This window comes from Nocardia sp. NBC_01009, from assembly GCF_045208035.1.
Lineage (GTDB): Bacteria > Actinomycetota > Actinomycetes > Mycobacteriales > Mycobacteriaceae > Nocardia.
Window position 1 is genome coordinate 2,742,438 of the sequence record NZ_CP108695.1, and the last position, 21,010, is coordinate 2,763,447.

Consider the following 21,010-nt stretch of genomic DNA (forward strand, 5'->3'; position numbering starts at 1 on the left):
AACGCCACAGTCAGCAAATCACTGGTCAGTGCCACCGTGCGGCATACCGCCCGGAGTGTCGGCGAAGGAAACGTGCGCGGAAGCGGGCTAGCGGTAGTCGGGGTTCTCGAAGTCGAACCGGCACCCTGCGTCCCACTCGGAGCGCTGATTGCCGTGCGCGGGAATGCCGTCGTTGTCCTTCAGCATGCGGGCAAGGTGCAGCAGATTCCAGGTCATGAAGGTCGTATTGCGGTTGGTGAAGTCATTGTCGGGACCGCCTGAACCAGGATCCAGATAGGACGGCCCCGGTCCCGCTTCGCCGATCCAGCCTGCGTCGGCCTGCGGTGGAATGGTGTAGCCGAGATGCTGGAGGCTGTAGAGGATATTCATCGCGCAGTGCTTGACGCCGTCCTCGTTACCGGTGATCAGGCACCCGCCGACCCGGCCGTAGTAGGCGTACTGGCCGCGCTCGTTGAGTATCGACGAATTGCCGTACAGCCGCTCGATCACCTGTTTGGTGACGGAACTGTTGTCGCCCAACCAGATCGGTCCGGCCAGCACCAGGATGTCGGCGTCCATCACCTGCCGCTGCAATTGCGGCCACTCGTCGGTGGCCCACCCGTGCTCGGTCATGTCCGGCCAGACCCCGGTCGCGATGTCGTGGTCGACGGCGCGAATATGCGAAACCTGAACCCCGTTCTTCTCCATGATTCGGGCGCTCACGTCGATGAGTCCCCGGGTGTTGCTCGGTTCGGGCGACCGCTTCAGTGTGCAGTTGATGAACAGCGCCCGTAGATCGTCGTAGCTGGTCATAGTGGTCTCCTCGGGTACCACGAGATGCGGAATCGGCCGGATCCGATAGCCACAGGCCAGCAGGGCGTCGGCCTGAGAATCGAACGATAACCCGCTCCGCGCCAGCCGAGTCGCGCCGTCACCATCTCGTCATGGACCTACTCGTCGGTCCCCGCAGGACGCGTCGAGCGGGGAGGACGGGATGCCCAGGAGAGGTGAGGCGTGCACTTTGTTGACTTAATGGTGTAAGAAATGCACTATTGAGTCGATAGAGTGCATTCACCGCACTGGATGATCGGGAATCGGCGGGGACAGCCGGGAAGAATGTCGACGGTGAACAGGAGTCGAATGCCTTCGGTGCGGATCGCAACGCGCGAACTGGTACGCGAGCGAATCCTCGCGGCCGCCATCGAGCTGGCGAGCACCACCGAATGGAACAGCATCCGAATGGTCGATATCGCCGAGCGTGCGGGGGTGAGCAGGCGGACTGTCTTCAATGAATTCGAGTCCAAGAGCGGTGTGCTGGAGGCGATGGCCTGGCACAATACGTCGCGGTATCTGGAGGGTGTCGCAGCGCGGCTGGCCGAGCACGGCGACGATCCGGTAGCGGCGGTCACGGCGGTGACGGAATTCGTGCTCACGACCATCGCCGCGGATCCCTTGGCGCACGCTGTGCTCAATGCGCCACCGGGCACGCCCGACGACCTGCTCGCGTTGGCGACGACCCGATCCGCGCCGTTCATCGAGGCCGCTACCCAGCTGAATATCGCCTTCGCCCAACAGCATTGGGTCCGGTTGATTCGCGCCGACGTCGACGTGCCGTTCGTCGCGGAAAGTCTGGTCCGGCTGTTGTTCAGTCATATGCTCCGGCCCTCGGGCCCGCCGGAGCGGATCGCGCGATCTTTCGGGCAGCTCGTGCAGGCGCTGCTCACGGCCTCCGATCCGCCACGAACCGAATGAGGTTCGGCGGCAAGCCAACGCAGAAGGGATTTGTCAACGATGACTGAATCTGATCAGGAACTGCCCGCCTCCGCCGCGCACTATCGAGGCGGTTCCGGTGCACCGCTCGTGCTGCTGCACGGCGGCACCAGCTCGTGGCGGTGCTGGGAATCGTTGCTGCCCACGCTCATCGACAAGCACGATGTGCTCGCGCCGAACCTACCCGGGCATGCGGGCAGGCCGAGCAGCCAACCGCTCGCGATCGGCGGTCTCGCCGACGCGGTCGAAACCGTTATGGACGAAGCCGGATTCGACACCGCGCATATCGCGGGCAACTCGCTCGGCGGTTGGGTGGCCATGGAGCTTGCGCGCCGCGGGCGTGCCCGCAGCGTGGTTGCGCTCTCGCCTGCGGGAGGCTGGCTGCCGACGGAAACCCGGGTTCCGAAGATCTTCGTATCCATGCGCAGACAACTGCGGTTGGGTTACTTCGCGATTCCATTGGTCATGCGCGTACCGGCGCTGCGGCGGATTCTTATGCGCATCGTCTGCGAGCACGGTGACCGGCTCTCGCCCAGGCAGGCGATGGACGCGGCCCGCGATGCGCTCGCCTGCACCCTCGTCGACAATCTGGTCCACCCGGTTCCCGCGCAAACCGAACCCTACGGCGATCTCGGCATCCCGATTCTCATGGCTTGGGGCGAATATGATCGGCTCCTCATCGCGCCTCGATACTGCGACCCTTGGCGTCTCCTCGTGCCTGCCGCCGGTTGGCGCACTCTCCCCGGTGTCGGCCACGTCCCCATGTACGACGACCCGGCTCTGGTCGCAGACACCATCCTCGACTGGGCACTACGAGCCTCGGCAACCCGGCAAACCGGCTGACGGATCCGGGCTGTCCGCGCCGTGGGAAAGCAGGAGGCCGGGCCCGGTGCCGTGCACGAGAGCGGCGAGTTCGGAGGCGGTCGAAGGTGTCATACCGTCACGCTAAAGTTTCACGCCTATGTCAGGGTCAACCTGCTGGGAGGTGGATCGCATGCGAATCGGAGAACTGTCCGCGCAAACCGGAGCCAGCCCGCGCCTGTTGCGCTATTACGAAGAGCAGGGCCTGATTTCGGCCGACAGAGAAGGCAACGGCTACCGCAACTATGGCGCAGATGTGCCCGTGGTGGTGCGGCAGATCCGTGCGTTGTTGGCGGCCGGGCTGTCCACCGAGGTGATTCGCGACATCCTGCCCTGCGCGCCCGGGTCCGTACCGCAGCTGGAACTGCATCCCGACATGCTCGCATTGCTGCGCAGGGAACTCGACGCCCTCGAGGCCAAGATGGACTGCCTTGCCGAAACGCGGGACATCCTGTCCTGCTACCTGAATGCGACAACCGCACTGCGCGATCGGTGCTGAACTGATCGATGGTGCGCTTGCCGTCAAATCGGGTATGCGCACAGCCGGAGCCCACGCAGCAGTGCTGTTGCCGCCCCCGCCGATCCAGGTCATGGCCGCTCCCATGCCGTGGTGGGTTGGTCTCGGACCTCGCCGAATCCGCCGCACTGGATCGGTGCGCGACGGATTCGCCGATGTGGCGCCGCGATCAGGCCACTGGTTCGAGGCTGGGTGGTTTCCAATCACCCTCGGTGGCAGCAGTTTTGGGCGAGTAGAGCCGCAGCGTGAGGGAGAACTTCCCCGATGCCGGTATCGGCAGCCAGTTGCCGGTGGGCACACTCGGGCCCGGGTTGGCGTTCTGGACGGCGATCTCGACCGAGCCGTCGGCGCCGGGCACGACGGGCACCTGGTGGCCGACCGCGTAGATATTGTCCGGGTTCGGGATGAAGAAGCTGTCGACGTCGTAGGCGGTGATGGACCAGAATGCGGCGACGGGTGGCAATTGTCCTGCGGGGAAGCGGATTCGGAAGCGACGTGGGGCCCCGTTGTCGTCGGCATTGCCGAAGACCGTCGGGTAGATCGCGTCCTGCGGCAGGTTCGCGCCGAGACCGGACAACGCGATATAGGCGCGCTGTTTGTAGTTGGTGCCGTAAGTGCCGACGTTGGTCGCGAACTTCCAGCCGTTCTCGTCTTTGATCTCCGGGTTGACGTAGTCGGCGATCTGGCGCTTCGCGTCGGCGACCGCGGCATCGAGATCGGCGGCGGCGAGTTTGTCGACGTTGCCGCCGGGCATGATGCCGATGCCGGCGAAACGCTTCATCGCATCGGCGTCCGCGGCGGCGGGTGGGTCGGTCGCCATCAGCGCGCTCATTCGATCGAAGAACGCGCGCCCGTCCATGGCGGCGACCCGCTTCACCGGCGGGATCGCGGTGGGATCGGTGACGTGGGTGCGGCTGACGGTGCCGCCCTCGTTGCCCTGCGCCCACTCACTCAGCGGTACCAGCTTCAACTGCTGCTGCAGTGCTTGCACGGCCGCGGTGTCCGCGTCGCCGTTGATCTGGATCCGGCCGATGATCCAGACCGTCGGTGTCGGCATGGACAATTGGGTGGTGTTCGCGGGCAGTGTGCCCGACCAACCGGGACCGGTGATCACGTAGGTGTAGGGCGGAGACGTTGTGCCGGAGGTGGTTTGCGGTTCGACGCTGCTGGGATCGTGGACGGTGTTGCTCCACGCGTCCAGGATCTGCATCAGCCAGTAGCGTCCGGCGTCCATGGCGGGAACCTGCAAGACCATCGGCTCCGAGCGCACGTCGAGCCAGGCCTGCGAATACAGCGTGTCGAGGTTCAGCCGGACCACCTCTTTGTCGGCCGGATTGGGCAATACACCGTGGTCGAACGAATTGACAGGCGCGGCGACGGCTCGGGTCGCGTCCATCAGCACGAGCGGGTACCCGAAAATGTAGGCCTCGGTCGCCATCGACTTCACATCACCGGCCGCCGCCGAGCCGGCGGTGGTCGAGCCGGCGGTGGTCGAGCCGGCCGTGGTCGAAGATGTCGATTCGCTGTCGTCGCTGCACGCGACCAGGCCGAGTCCGGCCACTGCCATCGCACTGATGCCGAGCATGGAGCGGCGGGAGAATTGTCCCGCACCGTGGTGTTCGAAGGCACTGTCCTTGCGATTCATAGCACTCCCGAGGTAGATCCAGCGGACTGGGACACGAGACATGGAACGCGGCTAGAAATTTGCCATAGTCCTGAAGCGCACTTGAAAATATCTCATCACCAAATGTTCTGCGCGATAGCTTCCGGTCACTCCAACTTCGCTACGTGATAGCGCCACCCGATCTCGCCGAGCTGAGTCGAAGGGGGCCTGGCTGCGGAAATCGCCGGCCGATGGCTTCGGCCCACCAGTCTGCGAGGACGTGCGGATCGGCGCAGTCGACGGGTGATCTGAAAGTCATGTGCCATGGTGCGGATGATAAGCAGCGGCACCGACAGCAAGCGGCTTCCGAACGCTCGGGGGCGATCCGCTGGACGACTGCGGCGCGTCGGCGCGCCGGCCGGGCCGCAATCGTCCGGGATCGGCGATCACTTCAGCATGTCGACGACCTGTCGGGTGGTCTCGGCGACCAAACCACTGTCCGCTTGCGCAGTGGGATCGGAATGTGTTGTCAGCACCGCTATTACGATCGGCGCCGTGCTGCCGACCGGCCAGGTGACGGCGACGTCGTTGGCCGATCCGTAATCGCCGGTGCCGGTTTTGTCGCCGGTCTTCCACTCGGCGGGCAGGCCGGCGTGAATGCGGGTTGCGCCGGTGGTACTGGCGAGCAGCCAGGTCGTCAGCTGTCGTCGCTCCGGCTCTGCGAGCGCATCGCCGACCGTCAGCGCCCGATAGTCGGCGGCGAGTGCGGCGGGGGTCGTGGTGTCGCGCTCATCGTCGGGTACGGCGGTGTTGAGGTCCGGTTCCCAGCGGTCGAGATGGCTGACCTGGTCGCCGAGGGTCCGGAGGAACTGGGTGAGGGCTTGCGGGCCGCCGAGCAATTTCAGCAACTGGTTGCCTGCGGCGTTGTCGCTCTTGGTGATTGCGGCGTCGCACAACTCCGATACCGACATGCCGCTTTCGACACGAGGGCCGGTGACCGCCGAACCGCCGGCGGCCGCGACCTCTGCTTCGGTGAAATGGATGATCTGATCGAAGTATCCGGTGTCGAGCGGATGTTCGCGCAGCAGCGCGGCGCAGGCGAGTGTTTTGAAGGTCGACAACATCGGAAACCGTTCGTCCTTGCGGTACCCGACGGTCTTACCCGAGTCGGTGTCGATCGTGAACATCCCGAGCCGGGCCTGGTGCTGCTGTTCGATGCCTGCCAGCCGGGTGTCGGAGGGCTGGACGGTGGATGCGGGAGCCGGGCTCTGCGTGCCGGACTCGCATGCGCCGAGCACCGGCAGTAGCGCCAACGCCAGCACGGCAATCCGCGAGCGGACCGGTGCACTCCTGTTGAGCTGTCTCATGGGGGCACCACATCACAGAGCTGGTACGGCTGTCCAAGACCAAAAGGTGTGAGAACCGATATCCGCGCCGATATCGTTGCACGTCGGACGGGTCGTCGCGGCTTCGTTGTCTGGAGCGGCAACGGCTTCGGCCGGTGATCCGGTATGCATGGCGCCGCCGGCCGACTTCGCGAATGTGCCGCGCTCCCCGGTGGCCACCGCCTCGCAGTCGGCGCCGGGTGGGCGAATCCGGTCACCCCGGTCACAGCGGTGGCCACCGATGGCATCGCTCGGCGAAGGTGCGCTACGGCAGGTCGGTCGCGCGTGCAGGGTAGGGCCGGGGAAGCTGCCGTGATATATCCACGCCGTGGTGCGCAATCCGGGCAGGATATCGAGATCCGCTGTCCGCTGGACGATCCCGGTGCGGGCTGGGCGAGGCCGCAGGCTCGAGACTGCACTTTCAGCGGTGCTCGAGGTCAGCGTGTTCGGCTGCGGGCGCGCGGACGTCCTCGCCGCGCGTCGGGGCGAACCAGGTTGTGTAGAAGGTGATCGCCAGTGCGCCGAAAGTGCCGAGGATCGCGATGCCGAAGGGGACAGGGTGGTTCGCCATCGGAAGGGCAAGGTAGCGGATGCACAGCAGCACCCCCGCGAACACGGCGATACCGAAGGCCACCAGCCGGATCCGCGCGCGATCCCAGCCCCGGTCCGGGTCGCGCAATGCGGACTCGACGGTCAGGCACAGCGCGGCGCCGACGACGAGGTCGATGCCGTAGTGCGCGCCGAGCCCGAGCGTCGCGACGAGGGTGCACACCAGCCAGAATGCGCCGCCCCAGCGCAGCCACCGCGGTCCGCGCCGGGAGTGGATGAACAGCGACAGCGCCCACGCAGTGTGCAGTGACGGCATGCAATTACGCGGCGTGAAATCGTCGAACGGCATGGATTCGACCGAAGCCGGCACCAGTGGAACGGTATTGGGCCATACGTTCGCCAGTTCCATACCGTGGCCCCACGACCCGAATGCGAGGATCGGCCCGACGACGGGGAAGACCACGTAGAAGATCGGGCCGATGAGGCCGAGTGTCAGGAACGTGCGCACCAGGTGGTGCCGCGGCCACGAACCTGTGGTGACACCGCGCAGCTGCCAGATGGCCACCACGATGGCGGCGACAGGAAGCTCGAAATACACCCAGCGCACCACGCCCAGCGGCACCGGTCCCGCCACGTCGAGGGCGTGGCCGACGAGCCACGACGGACTGCCGAGTGCACGATCGGCCAGTTGCACATAGGGATCGAGGACTTGCGGGCACGTCCATGCGGTGATGTCCAGCCAGATCTCGCCGACCTTCGTCGCGAGAATGAGCAGCGCGCCGAGTGCGATGGTGTGTAGTGCCGTCCGCCGCCGCGTGCCGGTCCACCGCAGTGCGGCGATGACCGCCAGTAGCGTGAGCACGATGGTCGGGCCATTGCCGACGGTGAACGGTCGACCCTCCAGCGTCCGGATGGTCACGAAGACCAGGTCGAGGCCGACCGCGGCGGCGAGTGCGGTCACGCGGACCCGGGTGGTCACGCCGACCAGCGCGAGCAGGAAGCCGGCCCATGGTGTCGTCGCGGACTTGGGTGTCCCGGCGTAGTCGCGGAAAAGGCTGGTCAGCGGGCCGAGAGCGTGGATATGGGCGGCTACGATCTGGCCTGCGACGAGCACCGATATCGCAGCGACGATGCCGCACCAGACGGCCGGTGCGCGACGCTGCTGGAACCGCGCAAGACCCACCCGCTCGGGAGGTGAGGTCGAACGGCCCTGCGCGTCGTGAATAAGCATTCGGTCATCGTAAACACGATGTGAACACGACCATGCGGGCCGGTTAATGGAGTCCGATCTCACCCACGATCGCGAAAACCCGCGGCTGCCTGCCGAAGCCGGTCACCCCCGAGCCTACCGGGGACCGCGCGGCCGTTGTCTCGGTGACCCGGATCACGATCGGGACCGGATCGCTTCGATGCACCAGCAGCGTGACGCGGTGCCTACGGCCGATGCCACTGCCCGCGGAAGTAATCCGTCGGCAGTGGCCCGCGTCCGGCGCTGCCGTCGCGTGCGAACGGTGACGCGAATCGCGTGCGCTACACGTCAGCGGTGATCAGCTCACGCGCCGGTTTCTCCGACGGACAATCCTCCGAGGGAGAATCCTCGGGCGGACAATCCTCAGGCGGGAGTAGCAGGCGGCGGCGCGTTCGCCGGTACGCCCACTGCAGCAGACCGATTCCGCCGATTCCGGCCACCGCGATCGCGACGCTGACTTGCCAGCCCGGCGGGGCCCAGGTGAGCGTCAGCTCGGCGTTGTCGGTGCCTGCCGGAATATCGGCGGCGAGGAAGGTTCGCGCCACCGTTGTCGCCGAGATCTCCTTGCCGTTCACGGTGATTCGGTGGCCGGGCCAGGCGAGCCGCGCAAACACCACACGACCGCCGCCGGACGACGTGACACGGACATCGCTGCGGAAACTGCCCTGCGAGATCGACGTGGCTGTCACGTCGTGGGTATCGGCGATCACGCCGTTCACGGTGGAGATGCGGCCGCTTTCCCGTTCCAATACCCAGATATAGCGTTCGTGGCCCGGATAGTCGACCCACTTCCAGCCGGACGGCGCGGCGTGGTCGCGTGCGTCGGGATATTGAGCGCGTTGCAGCACCACCCGGTCGACCTTCATCAGGTCGACAATCGTTCTGCCGGTGGACGGTTCGGTGGCGAAGGCGCGGCGGAACCCGTCAGCACAGGTGCTGCCGTCCCAGGCCATGCACACCAGGTCGCTGAACGCGGCGTGGCCGATGGGGGTGTAGCCGTTGACATAGTGGAGCCCGAGGTTCTTTGCGTAGCTGCCGATGGACAGTGAGCCGTAGGCGCCCGCGAGACTCTTGTCCTCCGGTCCCACCAGCACGCGGTCGGCGAGTTGCAGTGTGACACCGTCGAAATCAGGGAAGGCGGCGACCATCTCCGAACGTCGTTCCGGGAAGTTGTAGGACATCGGAGTCGGCGGCGCGCCCTGCACTTGGGCGTAGGCAATCGGGAACATCGCCACGATGGTCAGCACACACGCAGGCGCCGGTCCCCGGGTACGGGCGAGCCACACCACCGCCGCGCCGATCGCGGCCACCACCGCGACCGCGACGAGATGCCGCACGATGAGCTCCGGAGCGGCCGAGGAGGAACGCACGAACAGTAGTCCGATCAGGACAGCGGCGGCGATTGCGCGCCGGCGCGACGACGCGAAAGTGCCATAGCGGCTGAGTAATACGCACACCAGCACGAGCAGTGTCAAGGCGACCATCGGTAACACGCGGGCCGGCCAGCGCAGCGGACCGATCGCGCCGGGGCCCGCGGTCCACATGAGCACCGCCGTCGCGAAGAACGCAATCCCACTGAATTCCCGCACCGACTGCCGCGCCGCATGCCAGCCGACGAACGCCAGCGCCGGAATCAGGAACCACGCTATGTAGACCATCGGCAAGGGCTGGACATGCCCCCACCAGGCAGTGAATGCGGGCGTCGTGCTCGGCAGGCTCGCGTTCAACGACTCCGACCACGGCACCGTCAGGAATGGATCGTTGTGGATCTCGGCGCTGCCGCGCCAGGTCGCCTGTGAGGAGAGGATCCCGGGCAGGTTGGCCACCGCTGCCGCCAGCGCAGCACATCCGGCCGCCGCGAGCAGCCGCATCGAGGGGGCCCAGCGCCGCTGGTAGACGACCTCACCGGCGGCGATCGTGACGATCATCAACCCGGATTCGACCGCGGGGAAAGCATATTGGACCGTCAGCGCCAGGTAGAGGAAGACGAAGACCGGGATCGGCCCACTGCGGCCGCGCGTGTAGTGCACCGCCGATGCCCAGGCATGCACCAGCCACGCCGTGGCGGTGTGTGAGGTCACCCAGCTGGCCTCGTCGAAGAACAGGAACCAGCCGCTCAACGGGAACGCGACACCCGCGACCGCCGCCCACGGCGTTCGGGCGCCATAGACCAGGCAGATCCGAAATACCCCCAGCGCGGCGATGATCGAGAAAATCAGCTTCACCGCCGTGGCGTACACGGCGAGGTTGTCCATCGACGGTGCGAGCAGATAGACCAGCAACTGCGGTGGGTTGTACAGCCCCGCCTCTTCCAGGGCGTAGTTGCCCGCCATCCACTCCCACGGCGCCAGCAGGGGGAAGTGACCCGCACGCAGTTGGGTGCCGAGCATGACCCACATCGGGCCGTATTGGGCTTCGGTGTCGTCGGTGTAGAAGTGCCGAACGTTGGCCAGCAGGACCGCCGCATACCCGGCGATCACTCCTACTACGGTAACCGCGCCCCACCGGTGTAACTCTCTTCGCGATTCGATTACCGCACCAGCTCTCACGATTGCCGGACCGTATTCGAATCGAGTTAACGGAGCAAGTCGAAAAGATGGCCGGGTGTGGGGAGTGGGGGAGGGCTGACCGAGTGCGGACGACGCCTCCGGTTTCCTGTCGAGGATCGCTGCTCGGCGGAAGCGGGGCACGCGTCACGCTGGTCGGAAAGTAGTTGAGCTCCAGCCTCTTCGGCCCGCTCCCGGGAGTCGGCAGGCTGCGCGTGGTCGTCACCTCCGCGCGGCAGGGCCGTGCGGGTGCCTGGCACGGGGTATCAACGTGTGGACGGTGAAAGGAATGCGTAGGCCATCGAACCCGAGCAGTACACCACTATCGCCTTCGCGGAAACCTGGTGTCAGATCGGATTGCGGCCTCGATCTTCTGCCGGAGTAGTGGGCAGGGCAACTCGAGAGGCGGCTCCTACCTGACGGCCTTGCGGAACCGTCCATGTGTTCGGTCACCGGCGACGTATTCAACCGGGAGGCCTGCGATATCCAGCGCGGCGGGGTCCACTACGTGGCGCACATGCGGGCCGCGTGCAGCGCGGCCTGCGCAACACGGCCGGAATCGGGATCCGGCGGATTCGTACGGAGTGTCGGAACGCATTTCGGCGAACGCAGGGTGCGGGGTGCGGGATTGCTCTAGCGTGCGTCACGCCTAGATGAGCGGTCTCGCTGAGGTATGTACCCCGATGTCCGTTGTGGACACCGGGGCGGTGGGTGGTGCGCGAGAGGGGACTTGAACCCCTACGTCCGTGGACACCAGAACCTAAATCTGGCGCGTCTGCCAATTTCGCCACTCGCGCGTGATGGTACGACCGTCCAAAGACTACCGGGCTTGACCGCGATCGCGAAGCTCTGCCCGGGCGTGGCGTACTCGTCGGTAACCCCACCTGGGATTATAACGATTAAGTAACGGACAACATGAGGAGCGCTCATGTTTCCTACGCGTTAGTAACCGAGTGGACCAGCGGGTTCAAACGTGAGGGAGGGTCATGTTCCTGAGCATTCTGGTACGAGAGTGCATAAATACTCGGTGGTACAGGAGGGCGCGCGCAGCAAACGTGAGGATTTCCTCATGATTTTGTGCCAAGCTCGCCCTTATCAAGCCCATTGGTTGAGGAACACCTGCGCACCGGAGGGAGCGGCGTGTCCGCCTAGGGCATGTCGCCAGGAGAAGGAAGTCGAAGCGCCTTGACGATCAACGAGAGCACCGAAGCCGGGACTGCACGGAGCGCGACGGTGGCCGCCGCGACCAAGGCGGGTGGGGCGCGGTCCCCGCTGCTGGATCGTTTGCTCGGCGGCACCCCCTACGCTTTGGCCTTCGGCGGCCAGGGCGCACAGTGGCTGCGTGAGCTGGAGGAGATCGGGCGCGACAGCGCGCTGGAGCCAGAGCTGACCGCGTTGGTCAACGAGGCGGCCGCGCTGCTGGAACCGGTTGCGGCACAACTGCTCGTGGTGCGACCGGTCGGTTTCGATCCGGTCGGCTGGATGCTCGAGGAGGAGCTCGCCGACGGTGACGAGGGAGAGGCCTCCGCAGCGCCCTCCGAACAGGTGTTGCGCTCGGCCGTGGTGTCCATGCCGGGCGTGTTGCTGACGCAGCTCGCGGCGATGCGGGCGCTGCGCCTCCAGGGGCTCGATCCGGTCGAGAATGCTCCGGTGGCCGTCATCGGCCATTCGCAGGGTCGCCTCGCCGCGACGGCGGTGGAGACCGGCGGGCAGCGCGACGCCGAACTGCTGGCGATGGCGCAATTGATCGGCGCCGCAGCGGGTTTGGTCGCACGGCGGCGTGGTCTGATGCCGGTCGGCGAGCGCTCGCCCATGGTCGCGGTGTCGAATGTGGACCCCGAGCAGCTGCGCGCAGTGGTCGCCGAGGTGTCCGAAGGTGTGGATCCTGCTGCGGCAGCGGTGGTTTCGATCCGCAACGGGCGGCGCAGGGCGGTGCTGTCCGGTACCCCGACCCAACTGGAGCGGGTGCGGCAGCGTTGCGCGCAGATCCACGATGAACAGGCCCGCGAGCGTGACGCGAAGACACGCGGTGGCGCGGTGTTCGCGCCGGTCTTCGAGGACATCGCCGTCGACGTTGCGTTCCATCACCCGGCGCTGGCCGACACGGTGGAGCTGGTGGCAGGCTGGGCAACCCAGTGCGGCATCGACGCGGAACTTGCCGGTGCACTGGCACAGCAGATCCTGGTCGACCCGATCGATTGGGTCGAGACCGTGGACGGCGTGGTAGCCGCGGGCGCGCAATGGATTCTGGACCTCGGCCCCGGCGATCTGCTCAGCAGGCTCACCGGCGGCTCGCTCAAGGGCACCGGTGTCGGCACCGTCGCGGCCGCGACGCGCGCGGGTCAGCGTGAACTGCTGACGCCCGGCGCCGCACCCCAGGTGGCCGCGCCGTGGACGTCGTTCGCACCGCGGCCGGTGCGACTGCCCAACGGGCGCATCGTCGTCGAGACCGCGTTCACCAAGCTGACCGGCCGCTCGCCGATCCTGCTCGCCGGCATGACACCGACCACGGTCGACGCCAAAATCGTTGCGGCGGCGGCGAATGCGGGCCACTGGGCGGAGCTCGCCGGTGGCGGCCAGGTGACCGAGCAGATCTTCGCCGACCGGGTTGCCGAGCTGAAGACGCTGCTGCACCCGGGGCGGTCGGTGCAGTTCAACTCGCTGTTCCTCGACCCGTACCTGTGGAAGCTGCAGCTGGGTGGCAAGCGCCTGGTGCAGAAGGCCCGCGTGGCGGGTGCGCCCTTCGACGGCGTCATCGTCACCGCGGGCATCCCCGAGCTCGAGGAAGCCGTCGCGCTCATCGAGGAGCTGACCGAGGTCGGCATCTCCCACGTGGCCCTCAAGCCGGGCACGGTGGCCCAGATCCGCGCCGTCCTTCGCATCGCCGACGAGGTGCCGAACTACCCGGTGATCATGCACATCGAGGGCGGCCGCGCCGGCGGACACCACTCCTGGGAAGACCTGGACGACCTGCTGCTCGCGACCTACGCCGAGCTGCGCAACCGCGACAATGTGGTGATCTGTGTCGGCGGCGGCATCGGTACGCCGGAGCGCGCCACCGAGTACCTCACCGGCGAATGGGCGGTGCCGCACGGCTATCCGGTGATGCCGCTGGACGGCGTGCTGGTCGGCACCGCGGCGATGGCAACTCTGGAGGCCACCACCGCGCCCGAGGTGAAGCAGCTGCTGGTCGACACCCCCGGCACCCCGGACTGGGTCGGTGCGGGCACCGCCAACGGCGGCATGGCGTCGGGCCGTAGCCAACTGGGTGCCGACATCCACGAGATCGACAATGCGGCCTCGCGCACCGGCCGCCTGCTCGACGAGGTCGCGGGCGATGCCGACGCGGTCGCCGAGCGCCGCGACGAGATCATCGCGGCACTGAACGCCACGGCCAAGCCGTACTTCGGCGACCTGACCACGATGACCTACCTCGAATGGCTCGAGCGTTACGTAGAGCTCGCCATCGGCCTCGACCGGCGCAAGGACTTCGACTGCGGCAGCGACCTCGGTGACGCCTTCCTCGAGGCCACCCGCTCGGTGTGGCTGGACATCACCTGGCGTGATCGGTTCGCGGACATGGTGCGCCGCACCGAATCTCGGCTCAACCCGGCAGATCGCGGCGAGATCGAGACGCTGTTCGCCGGCGACGACGCCTTCGAGAGCCCGGTCGAGGCGCTGTGCACGCTGAAGCAGCGCTACCCCGCCGCCGAGCAGACCCTGCTGCACCCGGCCGATGTGCCGTTCTTCATCTCGCTGTGCAAGACGCCGGGCAAGCCGGTCAACTTCGTCCCGGTCGTCGACGGCGACGTGCGTCGCTGGTGGCGCTCGGATTCGCTGTGGCAGGCGCATGATCCGCGCTACTCGGCCGACCAGGTCTGCGTCATCCCCGGCACGGTGGCCGTCGCGGGCATCACCCGGGTCGACGAGCCGGTCGGCGAGCTGCTCGACCGATTCGAGAAGGACACCGCCTACTCGCTCGTCCGTGCAGGTGTGGTGCCGGTCGCGATCGACGGCCGCCGCACCGCAGGCGTGACCTCCGGGGCCATCGACACGGTGCTCGCGGCTCCAGATGTCGAATGGTCCGGCCGCACCACCATCAACCCGGTGCACCGGCTCGGCGATATCGCCGAATGGACCGTCGACGGCCAGGGCGCGCTGCACCCGCCGACCGGCGCGACCCTCGTCGAGACGACAGGGCCGGATGTCGAGGACTCCTACCTGGAGCTCAGCGTGCCGCTGCTGGGGCGCGACGCTGTGCGCATCCGGATCACCGTGCCGGTCACCACCTTCAACGGCGGCGCTCCTGTCGTCACCGAGGCCGACGCCGACGCCGCCATGTCCGCGTTGCTCGCGGTCGCTGCGGGGCGGTCGCTGCCGGAGGTGAAGAGCAAGGTTGCACACCTGAATGTGGCGTGGACCCCCGACCTCATCGCCGATCATGCGGGTGTCACCGGCTCCGGCCTGCCCGCAACCCTGAGCACGCTCGGCCGTACCGTTCCCGACGTCCTCGTCGGCGCCTGCTGGCCCGCCGTATTCGCGGTGCTCGGCGCGGCGCGCAGCGCGTCCGACGACAGCGTTATCGAGGGCATGCTCGACCTGGTCCATCTCGACCACCAGGTCGCGCTGATCGGTGAATTGCCCACCGAAACCAGCGTTCTCGTGGTCCGCGCCGAGGCGGGCGAGACCATCGACACCGACCTCGGCCGCGTGGTCGAGGTGCACGTGAAGATCACCGGCATGCTCGACAAGCCCGAAACCGGGATGTCCATGCCGACGCTCGCGACGCTCACCGAACGCTTCGCCATCCGCGGCCGCAACGGCGCGGGCGAGCTGACCGACCCGCCGCGCGCCGCGGGCACGTTGTCCGACGCGGCCACCGACACTCCGCGCAGGCGCCGCCGCGACGTCACGATGGTGGCGCCGCGCGCCATGCACGCCTTCGCGGCGGTCTCCGGCGACCACAACCCCATCCACACCAGCATCGCCGCCGCCAAGCTCGCCGGCCTCGGCAGCCCGATCGTGCACGGCATGTGGCTCTCGGCCGCCGCGCAGCACGCGGTGTCGGCGCTCGACCCGTCGGCCACCGTGCCTGCCAGGACGCTGACGGCGTGGACCACCCGGTTCCTCGGCATGGTGCGTCCCGGTGCAGAGATCGACGTGCGGGTCGAGCGGATCGCGGTCGACGCGGGCAGCGAGATCGTCGAGGTGTCCTGCCGGACCGACGGCGACCTGGTGATGACCGCGACCGGTCGCACCGTGGCGCCCAAGACCGTCTATGCCTTCCCGGGCCAGGGCATTCAGCGCAAGGGCATGGGCCTGGATGCCCGCGCCCGCTCCAAGGCCGCCAAGGACATCTGGGAGCGCGCTGATAAGCACACCCGTGCGGCGCTCGGCTTCTCGATCCTCGCGGTCGTGCGCGACAACCCGACCTACCTCAAGGCGCGCGGTGTCGAACACCGCCACCCGGACGGTGTGCTGCACCTGACCCAGTTCACACAGGTCGCGATGGCGGTGCTCGGTGTCGCCCAGGTCGCCGAGCTGCGCGAGGCGGGGGCCTACGTCGAAGGCGCCATGCTGGCCGGACATTCGGTCGGCGAGTACAACGCCCTCGCGGCGGTCGCGGGCGTGCTGCCGCTGGAGGCGGTGCTGGAGGTCGTCTTCCAGCGCGGTTCCGCCATGCACGAACTGGTGCCGCGTGATGCGCAGGGCCGCAGCGACTACCGGATGGCCGCCATCCGGCCCTCGCAGATCGGGCTGCCCGACGACGAGGTCGTCGGTTTCGTCTCCGGCATCGGTGCACAGACCGGTGAGTTCCTCGAGGTCGTCAACCTGAACCTGCGCGGCTCGCAGTACGCGATCGCGGGCACCGTCGCAGGTCTCGAAGCCCTCGAGACCGAGATCGACCGGCGCCGTGCGGAATTCGGTGGGAAGCGCGCGTTCATCCTGGTGCCCGGCATCGATGTGCCGTTCCACTCCACCGTGCTGCGTGAGGGCGTTCCCGAGTTCCGGCAGAAGCTCGAGCAGCTGCTGCCGGAGGATCTGCACCCGGAAATCCTGCTCGGGCGCTACATTCCGAACCTGGTGCCCAAGCCCTTCTCGCTGGAGCAGGCCTTCATCCAGGAGATCGCGGATCTGGTGCCCTCCGAGCCGCTCGCCGCGGTGCTCGCCGACTTCGACAGCTGGGCTGCGCGGCCGACCGAGCTCTGCCGAGTGGTGCTGATCGAGCTGCTCGCGTGGCAGTTCGCCAGCCCGGTCCGCTGGATCGAAACCCAGGACCTGCTGTTCACCGACGCCGCACACGGTGGTCTCGGTGTGGAGCGCTTCGTCGAGATCGGCCTCGGCGCCACCCCGACGGTGGCGAACCTGGCCAGTCAGACACTGAAGCTGCCCGCCTTCGCCACCGCGACGGTGGAGGTGCTCAACATCGAGCGCGAGGCCGGCGTCGTCTACTCGACCGACACCGATCCCGCGCCCGTCGATGAACCTGCCGACGAGCCGACCGCATCCGCGCCGGTGGCCACTGCTGCCGCCGCCGCGCCGGCCGCCGCGCCCGCGCCGAGCTCGGGTGGCCCGCGTCCGGACGACATCGCCTTCAGCGCGGCCGACGCCACTCGCGTGCTGATCGCGCTGTGGACGAAGCTGCGGCTGGACCAGATCGGCCCGGTCGACACCATCGAGGGTCTGTGCGACGGTGTCTCCTCCCGGCGTAACCAGCTGCTCGTCGACCTCGGCTCGGAGCTGTCGCTCGGCGCCATCGACGGCGCGGCGGACGCCGATATGGGTGCGCTGTCCGCGACCGTCGAGCGCTTGGCCCGCACCTACAAGCCGTTCGGCTCGGTGCTGTCGGATTCCATCGGCGACCACCTGCGCAAGGTGTTCGGCCCGTCCGGCAAGCGGCCCGCCGCGATCGCCGAGCGCGTCAAGAAGGTCTGGGAGCTCGGCGACGGCTGGGCCAACCATGTGACCGCCGAGGTGTCGCTCGGCACCCGCGAGGGTGCCAGCGTGCGCGGCGGTGAGCTCGGCGGGCTGGTGTCCGGCGCACTGAGCGACGCGGCGTCGGTCGACGCGGCGATCGACGCCGCGGTCCAGGCCGTCGCGGCCCGGCGCGGTGTCGCGGTGTCGCTGCCCAGCGCGGGCGGCGGTGGCGGTGCCACGGTCGACGCGGCCGCACTCGGCGAGTTCACCGAGCAGATCACCGGGCGCGACGGAGTACTGGCGACAGCCGCTCGGGTGGTGCTCGAGCAGCTCGGCCTGACCGAGCAGGTCTCGGCACCGGAGGCGAGCGACGATTCGCTGGTCGACCTGGTCTCGGCGGAACTCGGTTCGGACTGGCCGCGACTGGTCGCCCCGGCCTTCGACGCGCGCAAGGCGGTACTGATCGACGACCGCTGGGCCACCGCACGCGAGGACCTGGCGAAGCTGTGGCTGCTCGATGACGCCGGCTCGGGCGAGGGTCCGGTCGTCGGCTTCCTCGGCGCGGGCGAAGCTGTTGCCGCACAGGCGAACTGGTGGCGTGAGCGGGCCAAGCACGAGGCGCGCTCGGTGCTCGCCCGGCTCTACGAGCGCATCGCCGAGGCCGCGCTGAGCACCGAAGAGGCCGGCCTGTGGTCGTCGGACATCGCCGTGATCACCGGTGCGAGCAAGGGATCCATCGCGGCCTCGGTCGCGGGACGGCTGCTCGGTGGCGGCGCGACCGTCGTCGTCACCACCTCCGGCCTGAACGACGAGCGGCTCGGCTTCTACCGGAAGCTCTACCGCGAGAACGCCAGGCACGGCGCAGCTCTGTGGGTCGTCCCGGCGAACATGGCCTCCTACCAGGACATCGACGCACTGATCGACTGGGTCGGCACCGAGCAGGTCGACAACGCGGGCGGCGCGAAGATCAAGACCAAGGACGCCATGACGCCGACCCTGCTGCTGCCGTTCGCGGCGCCGCGGGTGGCCGGTGACCTCGTCGACGCGGGCGCCCGCGCCGAAATGGAAATGCGTGTCCTGCTCTGGTCGGTAGAGAAGCTCATCGGTGGGCTGTCCAAGCTCGGTGCCGACCACGACGTCGACGCGAAACTGCATGTGGTGCTTCCGGGTTCGCCCAACCGCGGCATGTTCGGCGGCGACGGCGCCTACGGCGAGTCCAAGGCGGCGCTCGACGCGGTTGTCGCCAAGTGGCGGGCTGAGAAGTCCTGGTCGGCGCGCGTCACCCTGGTGCATGCGCTGATCGGCTGGGTGCGCGGCACCGGGCTGATGGGCCACAACGATCCGATGGTCGAGGCGGTCGAAAAGGCCGGCGTGCAAACCTGGTCCACCGCGGAGATGGCCGACGAACTGCTCAAGTGGTGCACCTCGCGGGCCCGTCAGGTGACTGCTACAGGCCCCCAGCAGATCGACCTGACCGGCGGACTCGCGCGGGCCAAGCTCGACCTGCCCGCGCTGGCCAAGCAGGCGCAGGAGGCCGCTGACGCATCGACCGACGAGGTCGACTCGACCGCGACCGTCGCCGCCTTGCCTGCGCCGCCGACTATGACTTCGGCCCTGCCGGTGCCCGAATGGGGAACTGTCACCGCCGATCTCGCAGACATGGTGGTCATCGTCGGCGCCGGTGAGCTCGGCCCGTACGGGTCCTCGCGCACCCGGTTCGAGATGGAGGTCGAAGACGAGCTCTCGGCCGCGGGCGTGCTGGAGCTGGCCTGGACCACCGGCATGGTCAGCTGGGAGAACGATCCCAAGCCCGGCTGGTACGACGCCGAATCCGGTGACTACGTGCCCGAATCCGAGCTGGCCGAGAAGTACCACGACGCGGTGGTCGCGCGCTGCGGCGTGCGCCGCTACGGCGACGACGGCGCCATGATCGACAACACCTCGCCGCTGATGACATCGGTGTTCCTCGACCAGGACCTGTCGTTCACCGTCGGCGGCGAGGCCGAGGCCCGCTCCTTCCATGCCGCCGACCCCGAGCACACGGTGATCGTGCCCGTGCCGGAATCCGGCGACTGGACGGTTACCCGCAAGGCAGGCACCGAGATCCGGGTGCCGCGCCGGGCGAAGATCTCGCGGACCGTCGGCGGTCAGATCCCCACCGGCTGGGATCCGACCATCTGGGGCATCTCGGCCGATATGGCGAGCTCGGTGGACCGGGTGGCGCTGTGGAACATCGTCACCACCGTCGATGCGTTCATCAGTTCGGGGTTCAGCCCGGTCGAACTGATGCGTTGGGTGCACCCGTCGATGGTGGCCAACACCCAGGGCACCGGTATGGGTGGCATGTCCGCGATGCGCTCGCTGTACATAGACTCGCTGCTCGGCGAGCCGACGCCGAACGACATACTGCAGGAAGCCCTGCCGAATGTGGCACTGGCGCACGTGGTTCAGTCCTACGTCGGCAGCTACGGCGCGATGGTGCACCCGGTGGCGGCCTGCGCGACCGCCGCAGTGTCGGTCGAGGAAGGCGTCGACAAGATCCGGCTCGGCAAGGCCGAACTGGTGGTGGCCGGCGGGTTCGACGATCTCGGCATCGAGGGCATCAAGGGCTTCGGTGACATGTCCGCGACCGCCGACTCGGCGGCCATGAGCGCCAAGGGCATCAGCGACCGGTACTTCTCCCGCGCCAACGACCGTCGTCGCGGCGGGTTCGTGGAATCGCAGGGTGGTGGCACCGTGCTGCTCGCCCGCGGTGACGTGGCGGTGGAAATGGGCCTTCCGGTCCTCGGCGTGGTGGCCTGGGCACAGTCCTTCGGCGACGGTGTGCACACCTCGATTCCGGCACCTGGCCTCGGCGCGCTCGGCGCGGGCCGCGGTGGCCGGGAATCCCGGTTCGCCACCGAGCTGCGCAAGCTCGGCGTCGGTCCGGACGACATCGCGGTGATCTCCAAGCACGACACCTCGACCGCGGCCAACGATCCCAACGAGTCCGAGTTGCACGAGCGGCTTGCCGATGCGATCGGTCGTTCGGCGGGCGCACCGCTGTTCGTCGTCTCGCAGAAGAGCCTGACCGGGCACGCCAAGGGCGGCGCGGCGGCCTTCCAGCTCATCGGCCTGTGCCAGGTGCTCGAGCAGGGTGTCATTCCGCCGAACCGCAGCCTGGACTGCGTCGACGACAAGATGCAGGCTTACCCGCACCTGGTGTGGGCGCGCGAACCGCTGCGCTTCGGCGACCGGTACCCGCTCAAGGCCGGTCTTGTCACCTCGCTCGGCTTCGGACATGTGTCGGGTCTGCTCGCGGTGGTGCATCCCGAGGCCTTCGTCCAAGCGATCGAGCCGGAACAGCGTGCGGAGTACCAGCGTCGGGCGCAGGAGCGGCAGCTCGCGGGACGGCAGCGGATCACCGAGGCCATGTGCGGTGGCGCCGCACTGTACGAGCGGCCCGCAGATCGGCGCCTCGGCGCAGATGGCACGCCCGCCAAGCAGATTCGGCAGCTGGAGGCCGATGTGCTGCTGTCCGCGGATGCACGCCTCGCGGCCGACGGCACCTACCGTGCCGACGGCTGGGGCTGCAATACCGGCCGGGTCGCGGATGATTCGCGCGCGGCCGGGCGCGCGGAGTCGTAGGCTTCG

The 21,010-nt window shown here is 67.8% G+C and carries 9 protein-coding genes and 1 tRNA gene; 4 read left to right on the top strand and 6 right to left on the bottom strand.

All coding sequences use genetic code 11. The features are described 5' to 3' along the window. Nucleotides 1-87: 87 nt before the first annotated feature. Complete coding sequence (locus OHA42_RS12235; protein WP_406236866.1) at nucleotides 88-792, bottom strand: flavodoxin family protein; 705 nt, start codon at nucleotides 790-792, stop codon at nucleotides 88-90. Between the two features lie 336 nt (nucleotides 793-1,128). Here OHA42_RS12235 and OHA42_RS12240 point away from each other — a divergent pair, with 336 nt between their 5' ends. The 3 genes from OHA42_RS12240 to OHA42_RS12250 all read left to right on the top strand — a co-directional run bounded on the left by OHA42_RS12240 (nucleotide 1,129) and on the right by OHA42_RS12250 (nucleotide 3,109). Further along, nucleotides 1,129-1,731 (top strand): TetR family transcriptional regulator, encoded by a 603-nt coding sequence (locus OHA42_RS12240; RefSeq protein ID WP_406236867.1) that lies wholly within the window; start codon nucleotides 1,129-1,131, stop codon nucleotides 1,729-1,731. A 39-nt stretch (nucleotides 1,732-1,770) separates the two neighbouring features. Continuing rightward, nucleotides 1,771-2,592 carry an alpha/beta fold hydrolase gene (locus OHA42_RS12245; protein WP_406236868.1) on the top strand — a complete coding sequence of 274 codons (822 nt, stop codon included), beginning with the start codon at nucleotides 1,771-1,773 and terminating at the stop codon, nucleotides 2,590-2,592. A 151-nt stretch (nucleotides 2,593-2,743) separates the two neighbouring features. After that, the gene (locus OHA42_RS12250) at nucleotides 2,744-3,109 is read left to right on the top strand and encodes a MerR family transcriptional regulator (protein ID WP_406236869.1); all 366 of its coding nucleotides are present in this window, start codon (nucleotides 2,744-2,746) and stop codon (nucleotides 3,107-3,109) included. Nucleotides 3,110-3,296: 187 nt separating this feature from the next. Here the strand turns inward: OHA42_RS12250 and OHA42_RS12255 are convergent, their stop codons facing one another. The 5 genes from OHA42_RS12255 to OHA42_RS12275 all read right to left on the bottom strand — a co-directional run bounded on the left by OHA42_RS12255 (nucleotide 3,297) and on the right by OHA42_RS12275 (nucleotide 11,256). Beyond that, nucleotides 3,297-4,772: a DUF1254 domain-containing protein gene (locus OHA42_RS12255; protein ID WP_406236870.1), complete on the bottom strand. Its 1,476-nt coding sequence runs from the start codon at nucleotides 4,770-4,772 to the stop codon at nucleotides 3,297-3,299. 404 nt (nucleotides 4,773-5,176) lie between these two features. Beyond that, nucleotides 5,177-6,097: a class A beta-lactamase gene (bla, locus tag OHA42_RS12260; protein ID WP_406236871.1), complete on the bottom strand. Its 921-nt coding sequence runs from the start codon at nucleotides 6,095-6,097 to the stop codon at nucleotides 5,177-5,179. A gap of 439 nt (nucleotides 6,098-6,536) precedes the next feature. After that, nucleotides 6,537-7,895 carry a DUF5933 domain-containing protein gene (locus OHA42_RS12265; protein WP_406236872.1) on the bottom strand — a complete coding sequence of 453 codons (1,359 nt, stop codon included), beginning with the start codon at nucleotides 7,893-7,895 and terminating at the stop codon, nucleotides 6,537-6,539. 299 nt (nucleotides 7,896-8,194) lie between these two features. Continuing rightward, a complete protein-coding gene (locus OHA42_RS12270; RefSeq protein ID WP_406236873.1) occupies nucleotides 8,195-10,393 on the bottom strand; it encodes a hypothetical protein in 2,199 nt (732 codons plus the stop codon). A 778-nt stretch (nucleotides 10,394-11,171) separates the two neighbouring features. Continuing rightward, nucleotides 11,172-11,256, bottom strand: a tRNA-Leu gene (locus OHA42_RS12275). Between the two features lie 388 nt (nucleotides 11,257-11,644). Between OHA42_RS12275 and OHA42_RS12280 the strand changes: the two genes are divergently transcribed. Continuing rightward, entirely contained in the window at nucleotides 11,645-21,004 is a 9,360-nt protein-coding gene (locus tag OHA42_RS12280) for a fatty acid synthase subunit beta domain-containing protein (RefSeq protein WP_406236874.1), read from the top strand. The last annotated feature ends 6 nt before the right edge of the window (nucleotides 21,005-21,010 follow it).

Coding starts and splice junctions, on each gene's coding strand:
- OHA42_RS12235 (WP_406236866.1), bottom strand. CDS start 792: ATGACCAGCTACGACGATCTACGGGCGCTGTTCATCAACTGCACACTG.
- OHA42_RS12245 (WP_406236868.1), top strand. CDS start 1,771: ATGACTGAATCTGATCAGGAACTGCCCGCCTCCGCCGCGCACTATCGA.
- OHA42_RS12265 (WP_406236872.1), bottom strand. CDS start 7,895: ATGCTTATTCACGACGCGCAGGGCCGTTCGACCTCACCTCCCGAGCGG.
- bla (WP_406236871.1), bottom strand. CDS start 6,097: ATGAGACAGCTCAACAGGAGTGCACCGGTCCGCTCGCGGATTGCCGTG.
- OHA42_RS12250 (WP_406236869.1), top strand. CDS start 2,744: ATGCGAATCGGAGAACTGTCCGCGCAAACCGGAGCCAGCCCGCGCCTG.
- OHA42_RS12255 (WP_406236870.1), bottom strand. CDS start 4,772: ATGAATCGCAAGGACAGTGCCTTCGAACACCACGGTGCGGGACAATTC.